This is a genomic window from Streptomyces sp. 35G-GA-8, assembly GCF_023534745.1.
Classification (GTDB): domain Bacteria; phylum Actinomycetota; class Actinomycetes; order Streptomycetales; family Streptomycetaceae; genus Streptomyces.
This window is the reverse complement of the sequence record NZ_JAMHJQ010000026.1, coordinates 20,409-37,728: the sequence shown is the minus strand read 5'-3', so window position 1 is coordinate 37,728 and position 17,320 is coordinate 20,409. Positions and strand designations below refer to the sequence as shown.

At 68.3% G+C, this 17,320-nt stretch carries 12 protein-coding genes and 4 pseudogenes; 9 read left to right on the top strand and 7 right to left on the bottom strand.

All coding sequences use genetic code 11. The annotated features are described in order from the left end of the window. Window positions 1-495: 495 nt before the first annotated feature. Entirely contained in the window at window positions 496-1,326 is an 831-nt protein-coding gene (locus M1203_RS36585; protein ID WP_249954176.1) for a hypothetical protein, read from the bottom strand. Continuing rightward, entirely contained in the window at window positions 1,326-1,598 is a 273-nt protein-coding gene (locus tag M1203_RS36580; protein ID WP_249954175.1) for a hypothetical protein, read from the bottom strand. Before M1203_RS36580 ends, M1203_RS36585 begins: the two co-directional genes overlap by 1 nt. A gap of 77 nt (window positions 1,599-1,675) precedes the next feature. Here M1203_RS36580 and M1203_RS36575 point away from each other — a divergent pair. Then, a pseudogene (locus M1203_RS36575) lies at window positions 1,676-2,441 on the top strand (transposase). 110 nt (window positions 2,442-2,551) lie between these two features. Here M1203_RS36575 and M1203_RS36570 read toward each other — a convergent pair. Next, entirely contained in the window at window positions 2,552-2,950 is a 399-nt protein-coding gene (locus M1203_RS36570; protein ID WP_249954174.1) for a transposase family protein, read from the bottom strand. Window positions 2,951-2,975: 25 nt separating this feature from the next. Here M1203_RS36570 and M1203_RS36565 point away from each other — a divergent pair. The 3 genes and pseudogenes from M1203_RS36565 to M1203_RS36555 form a co-directional block, all read left to right on the top strand. Further along, window positions 2,976-3,541, top strand: a pseudogene (locus M1203_RS36565) (IS5 family transposase); the annotation flags it as partial. Window positions 3,542-3,770: 229 nt separating this feature from the next. After that, the gene (locus M1203_RS36560; RefSeq protein ID WP_249954173.1) at window positions 3,771-4,262 is read left to right on the top strand and encodes a DUF4231 domain-containing protein; all 492 of its coding nucleotides are present in this window, start codon (window positions 3,771-3,773) and stop codon (window positions 4,260-4,262) included. Between the two features lie 229 nt (window positions 4,263-4,491). After that, a pseudogene (locus M1203_RS36555) lies at window positions 4,492-4,611 on the top strand (transcriptional regulator); the annotation flags it as partial. Between the two features lie 75 nt (window positions 4,612-4,686). On the opposite strand, the gene M1203_RS36550 reads toward M1203_RS36555, so the two are convergent. Beyond that, complete coding sequence (locus M1203_RS36550) at window positions 4,687-5,433, bottom strand: DUF1986 domain-containing protein (protein WP_308404961.1); 747 nt, start codon at window positions 5,431-5,433, stop codon at window positions 4,687-4,689. Between the two features lie 390 nt (window positions 5,434-5,823). Here M1203_RS36550 and M1203_RS36545 point away from each other — a divergent pair, with 390 nt between their 5' ends. Further along, window positions 5,824-8,604, top strand: a complete 2,781-nt coding sequence (locus M1203_RS36545) for an AAA family ATPase (protein ID WP_249954171.1) — start codon at window positions 5,824-5,826, stop codon at window positions 8,602-8,604. A gap of 139 nt (window positions 8,605-8,743) precedes the next feature. Here the strand turns inward: M1203_RS36545 and M1203_RS36540 are convergent, their stop codons facing one another. Both M1203_RS36540 and M1203_RS36535 read right to left on the bottom strand, forming a co-directional pair. Beyond that, window positions 8,744-9,205 carry an ATP-binding protein gene (locus M1203_RS36540; RefSeq protein WP_249954170.1) on the bottom strand — a complete coding sequence of 154 codons (462 nt, stop codon included), beginning with the start codon at window positions 9,203-9,205 and terminating at the stop codon, window positions 8,744-8,746. A gap of 277 nt (window positions 9,206-9,482) precedes the next feature. After that, complete coding sequence (locus M1203_RS36535) at window positions 9,483-9,866, bottom strand: SLOG family protein (RefSeq protein ID WP_249954169.1); 384 nt, start codon at window positions 9,864-9,866, stop codon at window positions 9,483-9,485. A gap of 192 nt (window positions 9,867-10,058) precedes the next feature. Here M1203_RS36535 and M1203_RS36530 point away from each other — a divergent pair. From M1203_RS36530 to M1203_RS36515, 4 genes and pseudogenes are all read left to right on the top strand, one after another. Beyond that, a pseudogene (locus M1203_RS36530) lies at window positions 10,059-10,627 on the top strand (zinc-binding dehydrogenase); the annotation flags it as partial. A 440-nt stretch (window positions 10,628-11,067) separates the two neighbouring features. Then, a complete protein-coding gene (locus M1203_RS36525; protein WP_249954167.1) occupies window positions 11,068-12,153 on the top strand; it encodes a PP2C family protein-serine/threonine phosphatase in 1,086 nt (361 codons plus the stop codon). Window positions 12,154-12,320: 167 nt separating this feature from the next. Then, window positions 12,321-12,950, top strand: coding sequence for an aldehyde dehydrogenase family protein (locus M1203_RS36520; RefSeq protein WP_249954166.1), 630 nt, complete (start codon window positions 12,321-12,323; stop codon window positions 12,948-12,950). Window positions 12,951-12,969: 19 nt separating this feature from the next. After that, complete coding sequence (locus tag M1203_RS36515) at window positions 12,970-13,659, top strand: hypothetical protein (protein ID WP_249954165.1); 690 nt, start codon at window positions 12,970-12,972, stop codon at window positions 13,657-13,659. A 143-nt stretch (window positions 13,660-13,802) separates the two neighbouring features. Here the strand turns inward: M1203_RS36515 and M1203_RS36510 are convergent, their stop codons facing one another. Beyond that, window positions 13,803-16,745 (bottom strand): FG-GAP-like repeat-containing protein, encoded by a 2,943-nt coding sequence (locus M1203_RS36510; RefSeq protein WP_249954164.1) that lies wholly within the window; start codon window positions 16,743-16,745, stop codon window positions 13,803-13,805. Window positions 16,746-17,320 lie beyond the last annotated feature (575 nt).

Here is a 17,320-nt window from a genome sequence, read left to right as displayed (position 1 = left end):
TTGTGGGCCAGAAAGAATGGTGTCCGACGCCTGTTCGATCTTCGTCTGCTGGTAGCGCAGTCTGGCGACGAAGGCGCCGTCGGTGGCGTCTTGCTCGTCGGGCCGGGTGAGCTGGTTCAGCGCGGACAGCGGGTCGCGGTCGCGCATCCGGATCTCGCTGATCCGCCGGCCGAGGCGGGCCTGGAGCATCATGATCCACATGACCTGCTCGTCTCCAGATCCGCCTTCCTCGACCGGGGTGCCGAGCAGGTGGAGGTTGGCCATGATCTGGGAGAACGCGGTGTCGTCGATGACTTCCCAGCGCTCCGGCTGGACTGTGGGCCTGCCCTTCTCCCCATGGCGCCAGAGGATGGCATGGTAGGGGTCAGCCGCAGCCAGACCGGTTCCTCCAGTACCTGGGCTCCCGCCTCGCGGTAGTCGGTCATGTGCGCGTAGAATTTCTGGACGTCGGTGGTGACGTCGTTCACGCGCAGCGCCGAGAGCGGCTTGCCCCGGTTAGGCCCTGACCTGGCCGTCTGGACGCGGACATGGCTGAGGACATGGCTGAGGTAGTCCAGCATGAACGCCCTCACCTCGGGGGCATCGCGCAGCCAGGTGGGAGGGGCGGGGTGCTGGCCGGTGATCCAGTCGCCGAAGACCTGGATCCCGGACCGCCGAGACCGGGCGGTTGTCCAGGTCAGGTCCCCGGTCTCTAGGCAGACCTTGAGGTACCACTGGAAGCCGTGCCGCAGCCACAGAGGCTGGAGGGACTGGAAGTACAGGCTGTGGTCGCCCAACGGTTCGTGGTCCCGCAGCGGGATCCTGGTCCAGCACGGGATCCCAGACCTCGCGTTGCCACCAGAGGCGCTGATCGTAGGCCGCCCACAGCATCTGGTAGTAACGCCGCAGCACGGTCCCGGTGTTCAGACTCCAGCCCTTGCCGGGCAGGCGGCCGTAGTGCCGGGCGTAGGCCGCGGCCAGGGATCGCTCCCACTCGCGTGGTGTGCGTCGCATCAGCGAACCGAGCAGCTCCGGGTGGTCCTCCATTGCTCCGGCCAGCGAGTTGATCAGTGAGTGCAAAGATCCGACCGGGACCCGGCCGCCGAGTTCGACGAGGCGCCAGCAGCACCAGGCCATCTCGCGGTCCATCGGCGCGGGCAGCCGGAAGAAGCGGAGCCGGAAGCTGTGCTGGTGCTTGCCCAGCGTGAAGGCGCCGAGGTCTGTGGGCTCCAGGGGATCCGAGGCCAGATCGACCGTGCGGAACCGCTCCGGGACGGCGGTCAAGGCGCTGTCCAGCACGTCTTGCTGGAAGTCCCGCATGTTCTCCAGCAGCAGCTTGGCGCTCATCAGTGTTCGGTGATCGCCTCCAGCCGGGGCAAGATCGAGGCGCACTCTGCAGGCGAGAGTTCGCCGCCACCGTCATCTGGGCGATTCAGGAGTGGCGCGAGTGTGGTGGAGAGGTCGCGCCACGCTCGCTCGCCGCCGAACCCCCACATCTCGGAGAGAGTGAACCCTTCGGCCTGCGCCAGCCGTCGCCGGAATGCAGCAAAGCTGCTGTAGGAGCAGTCGACGTCTGGACTGCTCGTATCTCCGTCTCCCGGGAACAGAATCAGCCCCACGTCGCCCTCCCTTTGTTCGTCGAGTGGGCCAAGGATCAGTCGGAACCCGTGAGGTCTGCAACTGAGATGATCCCGCGGTGACTGGTGTGATCACGGCGTCGGAGTCGTCCTGGACAGCTCCATTCAGCGGACTGAGCCCGCGTCTGTTCGGAAAGCTAGTGACTGAGCTGCGGTGAGACGGCGCGGACGCCGCCGGCAAGGGCCGACCGTGGGGTCTACCGCTGGAAGTTCGGGTGCTGCTGGTAGTGGTCTACTGGGAACGAACCTGACGTTGCGCCAGCTCGCGCCGCTGTTCGGCGTCTCGAAGTCCGCCGCGGGCCGCATTATCGACCGGCTCGGGCCGATGCTCACGCTCCGGCCCCGCAAGCGGTTCCGGAAGGACACCGTTCTCATCGTGGACGGCACCCTCGTGCCCACTCGTGACCACAGCATCGCCGAGCGGTCGAAGAACTACCGGTACTCCACCAACCACGAGGTCGTCATCGATGCCGACACCCGGCTCGTCGTCCTGGTCGGCCGGCCGCTGGCAGGCAACCGCAACGACTGCAAGGCATGGGCGGAATCCAGCGCGAGGGACACCATAGGTACGGCCACGACGATCGCGGGCGGCGGCTATCCCGGGACCGGCCTGGTGATGCCGCACCGCCGCCGCAAAGCGAGGATCTCCCCGCCTGGAAGGAGGCGCACAACAAGTCCCACAAGCAGGTCCGGGCTCGCGTCGAGCACCCCTTCGCCCGCCCGAAGTGCTGGAAGATCCTTCGGGATTGCCGCCTCAGAGGCGACGGCGTCCACCACGCCATGCTCGGCATCGCCCGCCTGCACAACCTCACTCTCGCCGGGTGACGAAAGAACGAGCGCGTCATCCAGCATGTCAGAGATCATTTACGGGACAGCCCGTACGAGCTCGTGCATGGTTGGCGGTGAGACGTCGAGGACTTCGGTGGGCCCGGCGTTCACATCTGCTGAGCCGATGCCAGGTCCGCGGTCTGCTGATGGGACAGCAGGCCGCCGATGGCCTGCACCGTGTCGCTCATATGCTCGCGGCGGCCGAGGTGGCGGGCCAGCGCCCGCCAGTTCTTGAGATGCGCGATGCCGTGCTCGACCCGGATACGGCGTGAGGAATGCGCCTTGCGCTGACGCTCGTACATCTCCTCGTACCAGTCCGGGGCGTTCTTCTTGAACTTGCGGTGCGGTGGCGTCACCACGCGTCCGCCGGTCTGCGCGCCGAGCCCCTGGTAGCCGGCATCGGCGAGGATCTCGACCGCAGGCCCACAGGCCAGGAGCCCCACCAGCCCCAACTGGCGTGCTTGGGTGATGTCCGCGCAACTCCCAGGCTTTAGAAGCCATCTCATTTGGGCTGTTCGATAGGATCCAGGTGTGGGGATCGTTGAGCGGCTGGCGCCGGATGAGTTGTGGGAGTTGTTCCAGCGGGTGGTGCCGGAGGCGCCGAGCCGTCCGCAAGGAGGTGGCCGGCGTCGGTACGGGACCCGCGAAGTGCTGGCCGCGATCGTGTTCGTGGCCATGTCGGGCTGCACGTGGCAGCAGCTGCCGTCCGCCTCGTTCGGGCCCTCCGGGGCCACGGCCCACCGGCGTTTCACCGAGTGGTCGAAGGCCCGGGTGTGGGCCGGACTCCACCGCCTGGTCCTGGACGAGCTCGGCTCGCGCGGTGAGCTGGACTGGTCCCGGTGTGCGATCGACTCGGTGAACATGCGGGCCCTGAAAAGGGGGACCTGACAGATCCGAATCCGCTGGACCGGGGCAAGTACGGCTCGAAGATCCACTTGATCACCGAACGGACCGGTCTGCCCCTGTCCGTTGGTATCCCCGCCGCGAACCTGCACGACAGCCAAGCCCTGATCGCACTGGTGCGGGGCAAACCGCCGATCCGCTCCCGGCGCGGACCGCGTCGGCGAAGGCCGGCCACGCTGCATGGCGACAAGGGCTAGGACTACAACCACCTGCGCCAATGGTTACGAGGCCGCGGCATCACCCACCGCATCGCCTGCACCCTCATCTGCTACCGCATACTCACCAAATGAGATGACTTCTAAGTGTGCTACCTCACGACGTTGGTTCAACAGGTCCGGCTGATCACTGCCCCGTCTCACGCTGCCTGACAGGTTGTGCGCACGCCCCGGACGGTGCGGGACACCATGCCGTAGGGTCGCGCGCATGACAGGCGGCGCAGGTGAAGCGAGCTTCTGGTGGACGGAGTTGCGGGGGTCGGACGGGGCTGAACTCCCGCCCAACGTACGGGAACGCATGACGTGGTACGAGCGGCATAAGCGGCGGCAGCGGCTCGGCCACTACCTTTCGGAGGCCGTGCTGCTGCTGTTGTCCGCGTCCATACCGGCGTGTGCGGCGGCCGGTGCCTCCGTCACGGTGACAGGGGTTCTCGGCGCGTTGGTGGTGGTCTCGGCGGGACTCCGGCAACTGTTCCGGTGGGGTGAGAACTGGGTACGGACGAGTTCCGTGCTGATGGCGCTCCACGGCGAGCTCATCAACTGGAGCTGTGGGTCGGCCCCGTACGACGGCGCGGACTCCTTGGCCGTGCTGGCATCGAGAACCGAGGAGCTGGTGCGGTCCGAGGCCGGCGAATGGGCGGTGACACGGCCCTCGGCGCCCCAGTTCCCCGTCCCTGGACCTCCGGCATCGGGCGGGTGAGCACAACGCCGGCACGCCGTTGGGGAGTCTCTCAGAGCGAAAGGCGCGCCGCCGCTCCGGTGAGCAGGATGGGCGTAAGTCCCGCCGCTGAGACGGCATCAGCATCATGAGATAGCACAACTACTGAGTCTTTCGTCGGTTCTGCGGGTGTGGTGAGTCTTTGGCGGGAGTCTGTTGGCGTGTCATACCAACCCACGTCGACCGTCTCCGAGTCCGGTGTTCCCTCGCGGAACAGTATCTGTGCGTGTACCACGCGGAGCCGGGCTCCGCGTCGGCCGAGGCTCTGCGCCTCCTGGCGAGCTGGGGCACGGACACGGTCCGGGCGGGCAGCCGGACGCCGCACCACTGAAGCCCGGCGGCAACGACGGGGATTGCCCGTAGCCACCGCCGGGCGGAGTGCGTCCGTCCCTGCGTCTCGGTGGGGCTACCTGGTGTGTGTGACGACCTTGTCGATCCAGTCCCGGTAGCCGGCCACGTCGACGAAGTTGCTGAGCGCGTGGTCCTCACGCATTCCGTTGGTCGAGGTTACGCCGGCGAGCCGCCATTTCCCCTTCTTCTTGACCACGAGCGGACCTCCGGAATCTCCCGGGCCCACCCCCCGGAACGCGCGGTCCTTGAGAACGAGCAGATTGTCCTTCTTCTTGCTCACCGGAAGGGTGATCTCCTGGAGATGTTCCGGCATACACGTAGCGTCCCGGCATGTGTTTCCCCAGACCAGGGCGCGCACGGCGGTACCGGTCCGCGGGCTGACGGTGTTCAGGCGAACAAGCTTGTGACGGACCGGCCGGTCGAGACTGAGCAGCACCAGATCGGGCCCGGAGAACAGTCCATCGGTGAACGAGGCATCCGGGTGCTTGACCATCTCCTTGACCTTGGCAAGGGTCCCGCCCTCACTGGTACCGCGGCTGCCGATCCGTATCCGCAGGTCCTTGATATCCCTCTTGCCGCTCCCCACGCAGTGGAAGGCCGTCAGGACCCACTTTCTGTCGATCAGGGTGCCGCCGCAGAACGCCGAGCCGTCCACCTGCACGGATGCCGTCCAGGACTCGGCGGTGGGCGCGGGCTTCCGCCGATAACAGCGTGCCCCGGAGTCGCTGTTGCGACGATTCCCGCCAGCGCCGCGAAACTTCCGACCACTGCTCTCCGGCGGATGCGGAAACCGCGGGCCGATGGCGCGATGAATGGCGTGAATGCCTCCTGTGGCTGTTCCATGGAGACTCGCGCGGTCACTGTGGCACCAGCCGGTGTTTCACTTCTGTTACAGCCCTCGACCCCTCCCATTCGTTGAGTTCGCGGCCTCACGGGCCGGGGCCCGCGCCGGGCGCGGGCGCGGGCGCGGGCGAGGCCGACGGGGCTAAAGTTGTGGTCGAGAGAGAACGATGGCGCCGCCGGTCGTAGCATGAGGGGGTTGTCGCCTTGACGCCGCAAGCCCCCCGAAGGATTGTCGCTCTGCTCCGCGACGCCGGGCTCGTCAGGTGGTGGTCTCCGGAATGAAGCTAGCGGTCACGGCCCGTGTCCCTGCCGCTTACGTCTGTCATCCTCCCGGCCGGGGATGCGTCCGATGACAGTCGCCGCTGGCGACGCCGCGTTCGTGGGACGCACCGCTGAGCTGGACCGCATGGATCAGTGTCTGCGGACAGCACGGTCCGGCAAGGCGTCGAGTGTGCTTGTCCAAGGGGCCGCGGGTATCGGGAAAAGCGCACTGATCCGCCGCTGGCTGGCAGGGCTCTCGTCCGAGAACCTCCCCGTGCTCCGAGCCGCCTGCGACACATCCGAGGAGGACCTGGCATTCGGTGTGATCCGGCAGCTGACCTCCCGCGTACCGGCGGCTCTCCTCGACCGGTTTCCGCTGCTCGCGGGGGCGGTACCGACGGCGGAACCCTTCCAGGTGGGTACCGAACTGCTTGAACTGCTCGGCGAGTTGCAGAGCGACGGGCCGGTGCTGATCGTCGTCGACGACGTCCAGTGGGCCGATCGGCCCTCGGCGCAGGTTCTGGGCTTCGTACTGCGCCGGTTGGAGGCCGATGCGGTCCTCACCGTCCTGCTCTCCCGCAGCGGCACGGAGCCCGGCGAGGCCGGAGGGCTGGACCTGCATCGTCTGGTGGCGGGCATGCCGCACAGCTGCGAGCTGACCCTGACCGGGCTGGGGGTCACCGAAGTGGGCGAACTGGCCACGCTGGTATACGGCCGTCCCGTCGGCCGCGGAACGGCCGAGCGGCTCAGGAACCACACCGACGGCCACGCCCTGTACCTCCGGACGCTGCTCGCAGAGGTCGCGTGGGATTCAGTGGCTCACGGGCGGGACGCCCTGCCGGTGCCGACGTCTCTGGTGCAGGCCCTACGGCGCCAGCTGGACGATCTGCCCGGTCCGGCGCGGAGCCTGGTCGAGGGCATCGCCGTACTGGGTGGCCCGGCGCCCCTTACCACGGCTGCTCGCGTCGCCTCCGTAACAGAGTCCGACGCGGCGCTCGAACCCCTGCTGGCGCAAGGAATCGTGCAGTGGTGGCCCCAGCAGCCGTCCACCCCGGTCGCGATAGCCCACGAGCTCCAGCGTGAGGCCATCGTGACCGCCACCTCGCCCCGCCGGCTGCGGGCACTGCACGCCGCCGCGGCCACCCTCGTCGACCGCGCCGCCTCCTGGTCGCACAGGGTCGCGGCCACGCAGGGCACGGATACCCAGCTCGCCCGGGAACTCGAACTGGCCGCCGACGGGTACCACGCGACCGGAGCGCCCGTACGGGCCGCCACCCTTCTGCTGTGGGCATCGGAGGTGGCGCACCCGCGCAGCGAGCGGGAACGCCTGCTGCTCACGGCGGCCGCACGCCTTCTGTGGGCTCAGCAGTACGTGCGCGTGGAGCCGCTCCTGGCCAGGATAGAAACCGCCGAACCGTGCCCGCTGCGAAGCCTGGTACTGGGCGGCTACGGAACGCCCCGAGGCGCTCCTGAGGCCACGGACCTGCTCACCGAGGCGCTGGAGGACGGCCGGGCCGAGGCCGGAGCGCGGTTCGTGCCGGCCATGGCCGGCACCTGGCTCGGTATCCAGCACATCGTGGGCGGCCACAGCGCGAAGGCCGTACCACTGCTCCGGGACGTGCTGGCGACCGACGATCTGGAGCCACAGCTCGCGCCATGGGCGGTCGGCAGCCTGGGGCTGGCCCGCAGTTACTGCGCCGGCGCACGCGCGGCCTTGCGCGAGTACGACACCCTTGCCCCCGCCGGCAGTCCGCGCTCTGTCGCGGAGCAGGCCATCCAGCGTGCCTACCGCGGGATGCTCCAGATGTGGGCCGGGGATCTCACCGACGCGGAGAACGAACTCGCCGTCGCCCTGGACACGGCCCGCACCAACGGCTGCGCCGTGACCGCGGAGTTCACCTACGCCAACCTCGCGGCCTCGCAGTACTTCCTGGGCCGCTGGGACGAGGCCGCGATCAGCGCCGACCACGCTCTGGTCATCGCCGAGGCCGAGGAGAAGCCCTGGGCGTTCTCATACGCCTGTTCCATCGCGTCATGGGTGCGGGCGGGCCGCGGACAGTGGCAGCGAGCCCAGGACCTGGTCCAGCAGTCCTATCAATGGTCCGGGGCGATCTCGCCGGCCCACGGCCTGCCGCCCGCTGCCGTCGGGGCGGCGGTGCTGGCACAGGCTCGGGGCGACTATCCCGCCATGCTCGGCGCGCTGCGGACCATCCTTCGGGCCCGCCCCGACTCGGGACCACTGGCCCTCCAGACGTGGTGGCGTCCCCTGTACGTCGAAGCCTTGATCGCCGAGGGTGACCTGGACGGCGCCGAGACGGCCTTGGCGCACCTGACGGCGCTGAGGGAGGACGCTCCCTTTCTCCGCATGGCCGTGATGTGGCTGTCGGGTCGGCTGTCGCAGGCACGCGGAGAGGGCAAGCAAGCCCGTGACCTGTTCGAAGAGGGCCTCAGCCTTCCCGCCTCCGCCGACGATCCGCCTCTGCACCTGGCGATGCTCGCGCACAGCCACGGCAGGCTGCTAGCCCAGGCAGGAGAGCACCACCGGGCGGCCGCACACTTCACCCGGGCCCGCGACCTCTTCGCGGCGCTGGGGGCCCAGGCGTTCCTCACGCGCTACCGCGACGACTTCGCGGACCGGCCCTCCGGCTGTGCAGCCGGGCCGCCCCTCTCGGAGCTGACCGACCGCGAGCGCGACATATCCCTGCTCATCGGCCGCGGACTCACGAACCGGGAGATCGCCGCAAGGCTGTTCATCAGCAGCAAGACGGTCGAGTACCACCTCAGCCATGTCTACCAGAAGCTGTCGCTCTCCGGGCGCCGCCAGCTCCGGAACATGGTGCAGCAGGACAGCCCGCTGAGCAGCACCTGAGCGTCGAGGTACGGCACGGGTCCGGCCGGCCGTCCTCGAACCCAGCCGTCCTAACCCGGCCGTCCGGCTCCGGCGCCGGCGGCCAGGACGGCAGCGCGGACGCCGGAGCCGGGGCCGCCTGCCCCCCGCCGCCCACATATCACCGCCCCATCGGAAGCGTCACCCGTATCGTCTTGCCCCGCGCGCTGGTCACCACTGCCCAGTCGTCGATCAGTTCCGCGACGAGGCCGAGCCCGAACCCGCCGGCGGCCCCTCGATGCTCGGGCGGCACCAGGTGCGGAACCCGCCTGCTCCCGTCCCTTACTTCGAGCAGAAGACATCCGCCTTTGAGGGCCATCCCCAGAGAACGAGGGCCCGCCGTGTACCGGCAGGCGTTGGTCACCAGCTCGGAGACCACCAGCAGGGCGTCCTCCGCCTGCTCGCACGGTTGACCGTCCAGTCCCTTCAGGAGCCCTCGGTGGCCGAGGAACTGTGTCAGGACACGGCGGGCGCAGCGGGCAGCCTGGCGGCGGCCGGCCAGAGAGATGGTGCGGCCGGTGACCGTACGGACAGATTCCACTGTCGTGCGATTCGCCATCATTGCCTTGACTCGCTTCCTCATGCAGCGGTTGGTGGCCGATCAATCCTCGGAGGAGCGCTCGCTTTCCACAGTGGCAGGATGCGGTCAGATGGTCTTCAGGGAATCTCCCTATGATGAACCCCAAACCCTCCCATTACGGCACGAAATCAAGCCGCAACTCTGCGCGGCAACCCCGCGCGAAACCGCCACACAGCCCCCTGTGCGACGGGGCTGGCATGCTGCGTGTCATGGGGTGGTCAGGCGTCAATCACGACGACTGCGGCGATGCCGAGCCGGGCGAGAACCAGCACGACGGTGATCACGCGGTCCACCGCCTCGTCGGGATCCCCGCGCCCTCGGCAAGGTCGGCGCAAACAGCCGCGCTCCGGGAGCTGTTGCGGATGAACGCCAGGCACATGTCGGCGCCGAGCTGGACCATCAGCTGATTGCGCATCGGTCCTGCCGCGCGGCCGTGGGTCTTCCAGTCGGCCGGATGCTGCTCCTCGGTGGCCAGGCCTATCTGCGCGACGGCGACGTCGTCGACCCAGCCGCCGGCGATCCAGTCGGCGCCGGTCGGGCGCGCGCCGTGGACAACGACGAACGGTCGGTTGACGAGCAGCCAGATGCGGGTGATCTGGTGGCGGATCAGTTCTTCGTCTTCCCAGTTGCGGGAGCCGGTGACGAGGACGCGGTAGGGGTTCACGGTGGGGGGACTCTTCCCGTTCGGTGGGGCGGGTGATCGTTAGGCGTGCTGGGCGGCTTTGTGGTTCCGCTGAATTTGGCGGGGTGGCGGTGGCCGTCCTGCGAGAGCACGACGACAACGCGGAGGGCCGGCCGTGGCGGTTCGCCCCGGCGCAAGCAACTTGTACTGATGACTTCCGAGTGTGACGAGTGTGACGAGGTCGGCAACGGGGTTTCCGGTGTGCGGCCGGGCGACGCGGTCTTCGGCGTCGTCGATCTCGCGAAGCTCGGCGGTGGGAACGCCGAGTACGCCGTCCTGGCGTCCTGGCGACCTGGCGACCTGGCGACCTGGGCACTGAAGCCGAACGCGCTGAGCTGGGAGCAGGCCGGCGGCGCGGCCGTGAACACCGAGACCGCCACACGCACCCTCGACCGACTGAAGGTCGACACCGGCAAGACCCTGCTGATCGAGGGCGCGGCCGACGGGGTCGGCACGCTCGCCATCCAACTCGCGGCGGCACGCGGCGCGACCGTCATCGGTACAGCCGGCGCCCACATCCATGAGTTCGTCGCGGGCTGGGCGCGATACCGACCACCTACGGCCCCGGGTTGGGCGAGCGGGTCACCGCCCTGGCACCGTGCGGAGTCGACGTCGTCCTGGACTACGCCGGATCCGAGTCGCTGCCCGATCTGGTGAGCCTCGCCGGAAGCCCGGACCGGGTGGTGACCATCGCCGATCTGGGGGCGGCTAAGTACGGGGGCCATCTGTCACAATCGGCCGGCCCGGAGCGGACCCAGCGGCGTCACTGGCTAGCGCCGCCTCGGGGAACCTCTGCCGTGTGGTGACGTGACGCGCCGCTCGGATGCCGGTCCGGGCAGCGCGGTGCCGTCAGGCGGGCCGGGTGGGCCGCAGGGCTCGCGGATCCGGCGGTTCACCAGGCGAGGGCGACCAGGGCAGGTAGCTCGGGCCGGACAATCGGGGCTGGACGTAATGAGCAGACCGACCAGGGATAACCCCTAGGGACAAATCCGGTCACATCTGGAAGTTTAAGGGCGAGGATTCCTCAGCACCGTCAGGGAGACCACCAATGGCCCAGGGCCGCGTAGCGCAGCAGTCCCGGCCGTCGCGCTCTCTCCTCCGGCACCGCATCCTCCTGGGCCGCACCCGGCGCCCCTGGCTGGAACGGGCGAGTGAGGGAGGGAAGGCCCGAGGAGCGATCCGTGTGCTGCCCGCGCTGCTGATCGTCTTCGGGCTGGCCGTCGACCTGGCGATGCCGCCCGGCTATAGCGCGGCCCCCCTCTTCGCGGCCGCCGCGCTGGTCGCCGCACCCCTGTCCTCACTGCGCGTGACCATCTGGACGGGTGTGGCCGCCTGCCTGGCCATGCTCCCGGTCCAAGTGCTCCAGGGCTCCGGTGGCCCGCTGGAGGCTGCCACCGAGAAGGCCACGGTACTGACCGTCGCCGGGCTGGCGGTGCTGATCAACCGGGTCGTCATGCTCGGGGACCGGCGGCTCGCGTCGGCACGCGGCATCGCGGAGGCCGCCCAGCGGGCGGTGCTGCCCTTCCCGGCGCCACGGGCCGGCAGGCTCGGGGTCGCGGCACGGTACATGGCGGCGCAGGCCGATGCCCGCATCGGCGGGGACCTCTTCGCCGTTCAGAACACCCCTTACGGTGTGCGGTTGGTGATCGGTGACGTACGTGGCAAGGGGACGGATGCCATCGATTCGGTCGTGGTGGTCCTCGGGGCGTTCCGGGAGGCCGCCGAGAAGGAACCTGATCTCGAAGGCGTCGCGCGGCGGCTCGACCACGCGCTGTCGAGGGAGGGGGCGCGGCGCGGCATCGACGCCGTCGAGGGGTTCGCCACGGCCGTGCTCGCCGAGATGTCCGACGGAGGAGAGAAGCTGCGGCTGGTCAACCGGGGCCATCCGGATCCCCTGTTGCTGTGCCCCGGTCAGTCGCCGCGCCTGCTGGAGCCCGGCGGGCGCGCTCTGCCCTTGGGGCTGATCCGGCTGCATCCCAGGGATTCCGGGGATTCCGGGGATTCCGGGGATTCCGGGCCAGCGGACGAGTCGGGCCGGTCCTACGCGGCGGAGTTCCCGCCCGGGGCGACGCTCCTCTTCTACACGGACGGTCTGTCGGAAGCCCGCGACGCGTACGGAGTCTTCCTCGACCCGGTGGAGCAGCTGCGCGACCGTCCGTTCACAGGCCCCGACGATCTCCTGGACCTCGTGATCGACACCATCGGCCGGCACACGGGGAGCGAGACGGCGGACGACACCGCGCTCCTGGCGGTCACCAGGCCTGTGTGACCCCAGGCGGGCCTGTGTGAACCCCGGGCGCCCGTCACAGCGGACAGACGTCGGGACACCTTCGGTTCCGGGCCGCTGGTCTGCCAAGACGGTCGCCCGGCGACGCGAACGGTCAGATATTGATTCAAGAGTCAGCAATACGGGGGGCTCTATTGACTCTCGAATCAGTGGCAACCTACCGTTCGAAACCAGCCAAGCGTGCCTGCCCCGGCGGCCCCGCCACGCTGTCGTCCACCGAATCCCCAGTCGCCCTTGAGGAGCACGACCATGGGGGTCATCCGGTCACCCACATCACCAGGAGCCGCCTCGACACGGAACGCTCGCACTTCCGAGTGGGCGGCGCGTGGCAGGCCCCCTTCGGCGGGCCCGGCGGGCCGCACACCGTCGTGACCGATCCCACCGTCCGCGGTGCGGTCGGCCAGGTGCCGACGGGGACGCGCGAGGATGTGTGCCTCGCGGTGGCCGCGGCCCGCGCCGCGTTCCCCGCCCGGGCCGCGGCGGACATCGCCACCCGCCGGGTGCTGCTTGCGGCGGTCTCCGCCGGAATCCTGGTACGCGAGGCGGACTTCGCCGAGGTGATCAGCGCGGAGATGAGCGCCCCGCTCGACAACGCCCTTCATACGCAGACACGGCTCGCGGCCGAGGTGTTCCGCTTCTACGCCGACATCCTGGGCCGGCCACGAATGGGAGGAGCGCGTCGGGTCCTCCCAGATAGTCCAGGAGCCGGTGGGCGTCGTCGTCGCCATCACACCATGGAACTAGGACTCGGACGACCTCCTGCGGAACGTCGCGATTGATCAGCATGGTGGCGAAGGTGTGCCGCCACTGGTGCGGGGTGAGGTGGACCGGCTGCCCGTTCTCGTCGCGGACGTCGCACCGGGCGAGCCAGCGTCCGAGCGGATCCGCGTGCAGGAGATGCTCAGCTACCTGGCCGCCTCCCTGCCGGCCGCCAGCGCGCGGGCGCGTCTCCTGGCCTTGCAGTGTTCCCTGCGCGCCGGGAGGTCGGGCCGTGTCCGGCTTCCGGCCGGCCTGCTGCGCGGCATGCGCCTGGCCCACGACTACACGCTGTGGCAGGACCTGGAGGATGCCCGCTGGCTGAGGTTGCCATTGATCGACGCATCCGGGTACCGCAGCGTCTCGCCACAGATCATGGATGACTTCAGTGTCGCGGCGCCGCGCCATGAACGTACGCGCGCCGCCGGATGGGCCCTTCGCATAACCGGCGACCGACGGCTGCGGCGGCTCAGCCCGGCCGCGCGTGTGACCGCGCTTGCTCTCAGCGCCCATACCCCTGTTGGCGTTGAGGGCAGTTGGGATGCGGCACAGTTGCTCCGGGTCTGCGGCTTGCCCGCGCAGTCCCGACTTCGTCCGGTCCTTGCCGGCCTCACAGACGCGGGGGTCCTCTCGTCCTGGACAACCGATAACGACAGAGACATCCACTGGCGACTACCGGGCCACGTCCTTGAGCAGTCGGCTGAGATATCCGTGATCCCGCCGGGGAGCTGAGGGTCCGGCCGGCCGGTAGCAGCGAGCTTCAGCGCCGGGCGGTCCGTTTTCCGGCCCGTTCGCCGTTGCCGTGCGAACAATAACCGTGGTGCCGCGCCGCAGGGAGCGGCGCGGCACCACGGTGTGTGCCTATGTTCCGGGCTTCAGCTGATGGTCTGGTAGCCGGTCCAGTCTCCTGCGACGGGCACCTTCGTCTTGTGGTCGGTGCCGAGGTCGAGGTAGGCGATCAGGCTGGATACGCCGTCGGTTTTCCGGGTGTACCAGATGTCGAAGGCTCCGCTGTGGTCGGCGTCGCCGGGTGAGGTGATGAGCGGGTTGGCGGCTACGGTGAACTGGCTGCCCGCCTGGATTTTGGTGCTCTGGTCCGCGAGGCCGTCCCCGTCGTCCCCGCTTCCCCGGTAGATGAAGATGTCGCCGGTGGTGCGGTCGCGGGCGCCCAGGTCGACGCGGCCGTCCGCGTTGGTGTCGCCGGGGGCGAACAGGTCCATGTCCTTCCAGCCATCGGCGCCGATCAGGATGGGTTCGCGGTCGGTGTCGAGGCGGTAGTCCGCGGCTCCGTAGTAGAGCCAGAGCAGGTCACCGTTGCGGACCAGCAGGTCGGGGTAGCCGGGAACGTCGGGGGTTCCGTCGTTGTCGATATCGAGGGGGCCGTCGACGTCGCCGATGGCGAGGATTTCGTCGGCGTCGCTCCAGTGGTTGTTGGCCGGGTCGTAGACGGTCAGCTCCTGGCGGTCGGTGGTGTCGCCCTCGCAGTCGGTGCAGGCGAAGCCGAAGCCGTTGTTGGGATGGATCGACAGGCTCTTGACGCCTGTGGTGCCGGGGCGCAGGGCGATGAGGTCTTCGTAGCCGTCGTCGGTCCAGTCGCCGCGGTGGGTGATCTTTGCTCCGGTCCAGTTGAAGTCGGAGGCGGTCTTGGTGTTCTCGGTGAGGGTTCCGTCGCCTGCCCCGTAGTAGCGGCGCAGGGTGCCGTCCTTGTCCACGGCCCACAGGTCGGGGTTGCCGTCGCCGTTGATGTCGCCCGGTGTGTCGGGCTTTTTCAGGCCGTTGGCGTAGAAGAGGTAGTCGGCGCTGTCGGACTTGTTGCCGGCTTTGTCGAGGCTGCGTGCGTAGAGGTGGTTGGAACCGGCTGTCGTGGGAGTGAGCTTGACGCTGACGCTTCCTCCGGTGCCGGAAGGGGTCGCGGTGCGGACGGTCTGGTCGGTGTCGGTCCAGTACTCGTACTTGGTGACGTCCGTGACGCCGCCGCTGGAGAGAGTGAAGGTCCCCTCGCTGCGAACGGATCCGGTGGTGGAAGGCCATCCGTCGCTGCCGTCGGGGAACTGGCTTGAGGTGATGGCGGGCGGGGTGCTGGGCCGGTTGGGGTCGAAGATGAACCGGCAGGCGGCGGGGGTGGGATAGAACCCGGTACTGGTTCTGGCGTCCTGAGCCTGGACCTTCCAGGCGAAGTCGCCGTTGGAGAGGCTGAGGTATTTACTGAGCGTGGCCTTGGGGATCTTGAGTTTGGCCACGGTGCCGGAGGTGACGGACAGAGTCTGGTCGACAACGAGGAGACCGTCGGGGCGGTCGCTGGGATGGTAGCCGGCTGCCCAGAGGTTGAAGTGGGCCTTGACGGTGCCGCCGTCCTTGTCACTGACCTTGGCGGTCAAGTAGATGTCGGTGTTGCCGATGAGTCCGTAGGGCGTGGTGTTGCATCCGGAAGTGTTCTTGGTGCTGGGGACGGTGTCCATGCCGGTGGGGGCGTTGGGGGACGTGTTGTACTCGGTGGACATGACCGCGGTCTTGGCGTCGAACTTCTTCCACCCGAAGACGTCGGTTTCGTCGCCAGCTATGAGGCCGAGGGTGATGGTCGGCCACTTTCCGGCTACGGCGTCCTTGGCTGCGGCGGTGGTGTTGAAAGCGAGGTTGCCGGCGGGGCAGTCGCTCCCCCAGCCCTTGGCATCGGTGACAGTGGCGAGCTGTTCCCGTTTGGCGGGCTGGTTGTTCCAGGTCGTGGAGGAGTTGATGGCGGCGGTGCCCCACAGCTCGACCGGCGTCTCGGTACAGGACCAGGACCAGGTGTTCTTGATCCGGAAGGTGGAGGAGATGACCTGCTTGTTCGTGCTCCACAGGCTTTTGGAGTTCATCTGGAAGTAGGAGCGGGCCAGGCCGTTGGTCTCGTCCTCGTACCCGACGCGGGCGGTGGAGGTTGAGGAACCGGAGCCGCCCCATCCCGCACCGTTGTAGAACTTGCCGTCGGGGTGCTTCTTGTAAGCGATGGTCCAGGAGTGGCGGGAGCCCTCGACGTAGGGATCGATGTAGACCGGATACTGAGTGTCTTTGCCGGTCATCACCTCTTGGTCCGGGGTCAGTTCGAGGGCACCGTCCTTGACCTCGACCGGCATGGTCGCCTGCTTGGCCCCGCGCTGGGGTTCGAACTCATCTTCCGTCGGAGGGCCGCCCGCTGCTTCGCCTGACGCCCTGGCAGCTGTCAGGGGGGCGACGGGGTCGCTCGTGGTGCTGTCCCACATGCGCGGGGTGGGGGCGGTGAAGAGCTCCTGCCCTCCTGGGTTGACCGCGCTGAGGTTGCCGTACTGGTCAGTGGTGACATCCACACCGTCGCTGGACATGTCGTAAGCGATGGTCTTGAGTTCCGGGTTGGCCGCGGCCTGCGGGGTCTTGACCACCAGGAGCTGGGCGAATCCGGAGGCACCGGCCCGGAGCTTCAGGTCGACGTCCGCCAGCACATCGGGGTAGGTGACGGTGTCGTCCGAGATCACGGGCTCGGGCAGGGGGGCGGGCCAGGACAGGGAGATGCTGCGTCCGTCGCGCCTGATGGTGGCCAGTGGCCCTCCGCCACCACCGGAGAACTCCAAGCCCACCGCGGTGGCGTTCGGGGTGATCTTCCCGTCCGCGCCGCGCCTCAGAGTGGTGTCGATGTCCACCAGCTTGTTGCCCTGGCGTACCCACTGCGCGGTGGCGAACCGCTCCTGCGTGAACGTGCCGGAAGGGTTGGCGAAAACCTGTGATGCCTCGGTGCGCTGCGAGAGGACCTCGACCGGTTCGCCCGACTCCGCCGCTTGGGACAGGGCTTCGGCCTCAGGCGTCACTGCCGCGCCGGAGGCTCCTGATGCTTCGTCAATTGCGTTTGCGGGCACCGCCGTTATGAGGGAAGCGACTATCGCGAGGGCGGCAGCCGCAACAAGATGGAGGCGGTGTGGTGCCGCACGGTTGGGTCTCTTCCGGTGTGACCTCATCACGCTTCCTTTTCGGTTCAGACACAGCATTCCGCGCACTTTATAGCCTGGGAGATCCACACAGATCCGAGGCCATGAGTAAGGATCGGCACGCCCTTTCATCCAAATGGGATGAATCAATACCTAAGCATCTTTGTGCCTGTTTTCCCTTCGAGTCAGCCTGCGCCCTCCTCGACATAGCTCCAGCTCACAGCCATCCAAGCGGCGGCAGGGTGGGAACTTTTCCGGGCTTACGCTTTTCAACGAACGCCAGCTGTTAACTTGGAAGTCGCCTTACGGTCAGCAGGGTTTAACCCCGCAACTCAAGGGCTATTAAGCCCCATTGCACCCTGCTAAGGTCCTCTCGATCTTCATCTTTGTGAACTTCCCGTGGGGGGAATTGGTGACCGGTTTGCGGGCGAAGGTGCTTCGCCGTTCCACGCGCACGA

Bases quoted from the DNA above. Each gene is read 5' to 3' on its own strand.
- M1203_RS36540 (WP_249954170.1), bottom strand. From the start codon at position 9,205: ATGAGGAAGCGAGTCAAGGCAATGATGGCGAATCGCACGACAGTGGAA.
- M1203_RS36560 (WP_249954173.1), top strand. From the start codon at position 3,771: ATGACAGGCGGCGCAGGTGAAGCGAGCTTCTGGTGGACGGAGTTGCGG.
- M1203_RS36545 (WP_249954171.1), top strand. From the start codon at position 5,824: ATGACAGTCGCCGCTGGCGACGCCGCGTTCGTGGGACGCACCGCTGAG.
- M1203_RS36585 (WP_249954176.1), bottom strand. From the start codon at position 1,326: ATGAGCGCCAAGCTGCTGCTGGAGAACATGCGGGACTTCCAGCAAGAC.
- M1203_RS36570 (WP_249954174.1), bottom strand. From the start codon at position 2,950: ATGAGATGGCTTCTAAAGCCTGGGAGTTGCGCGGACATCACCCAAGCA.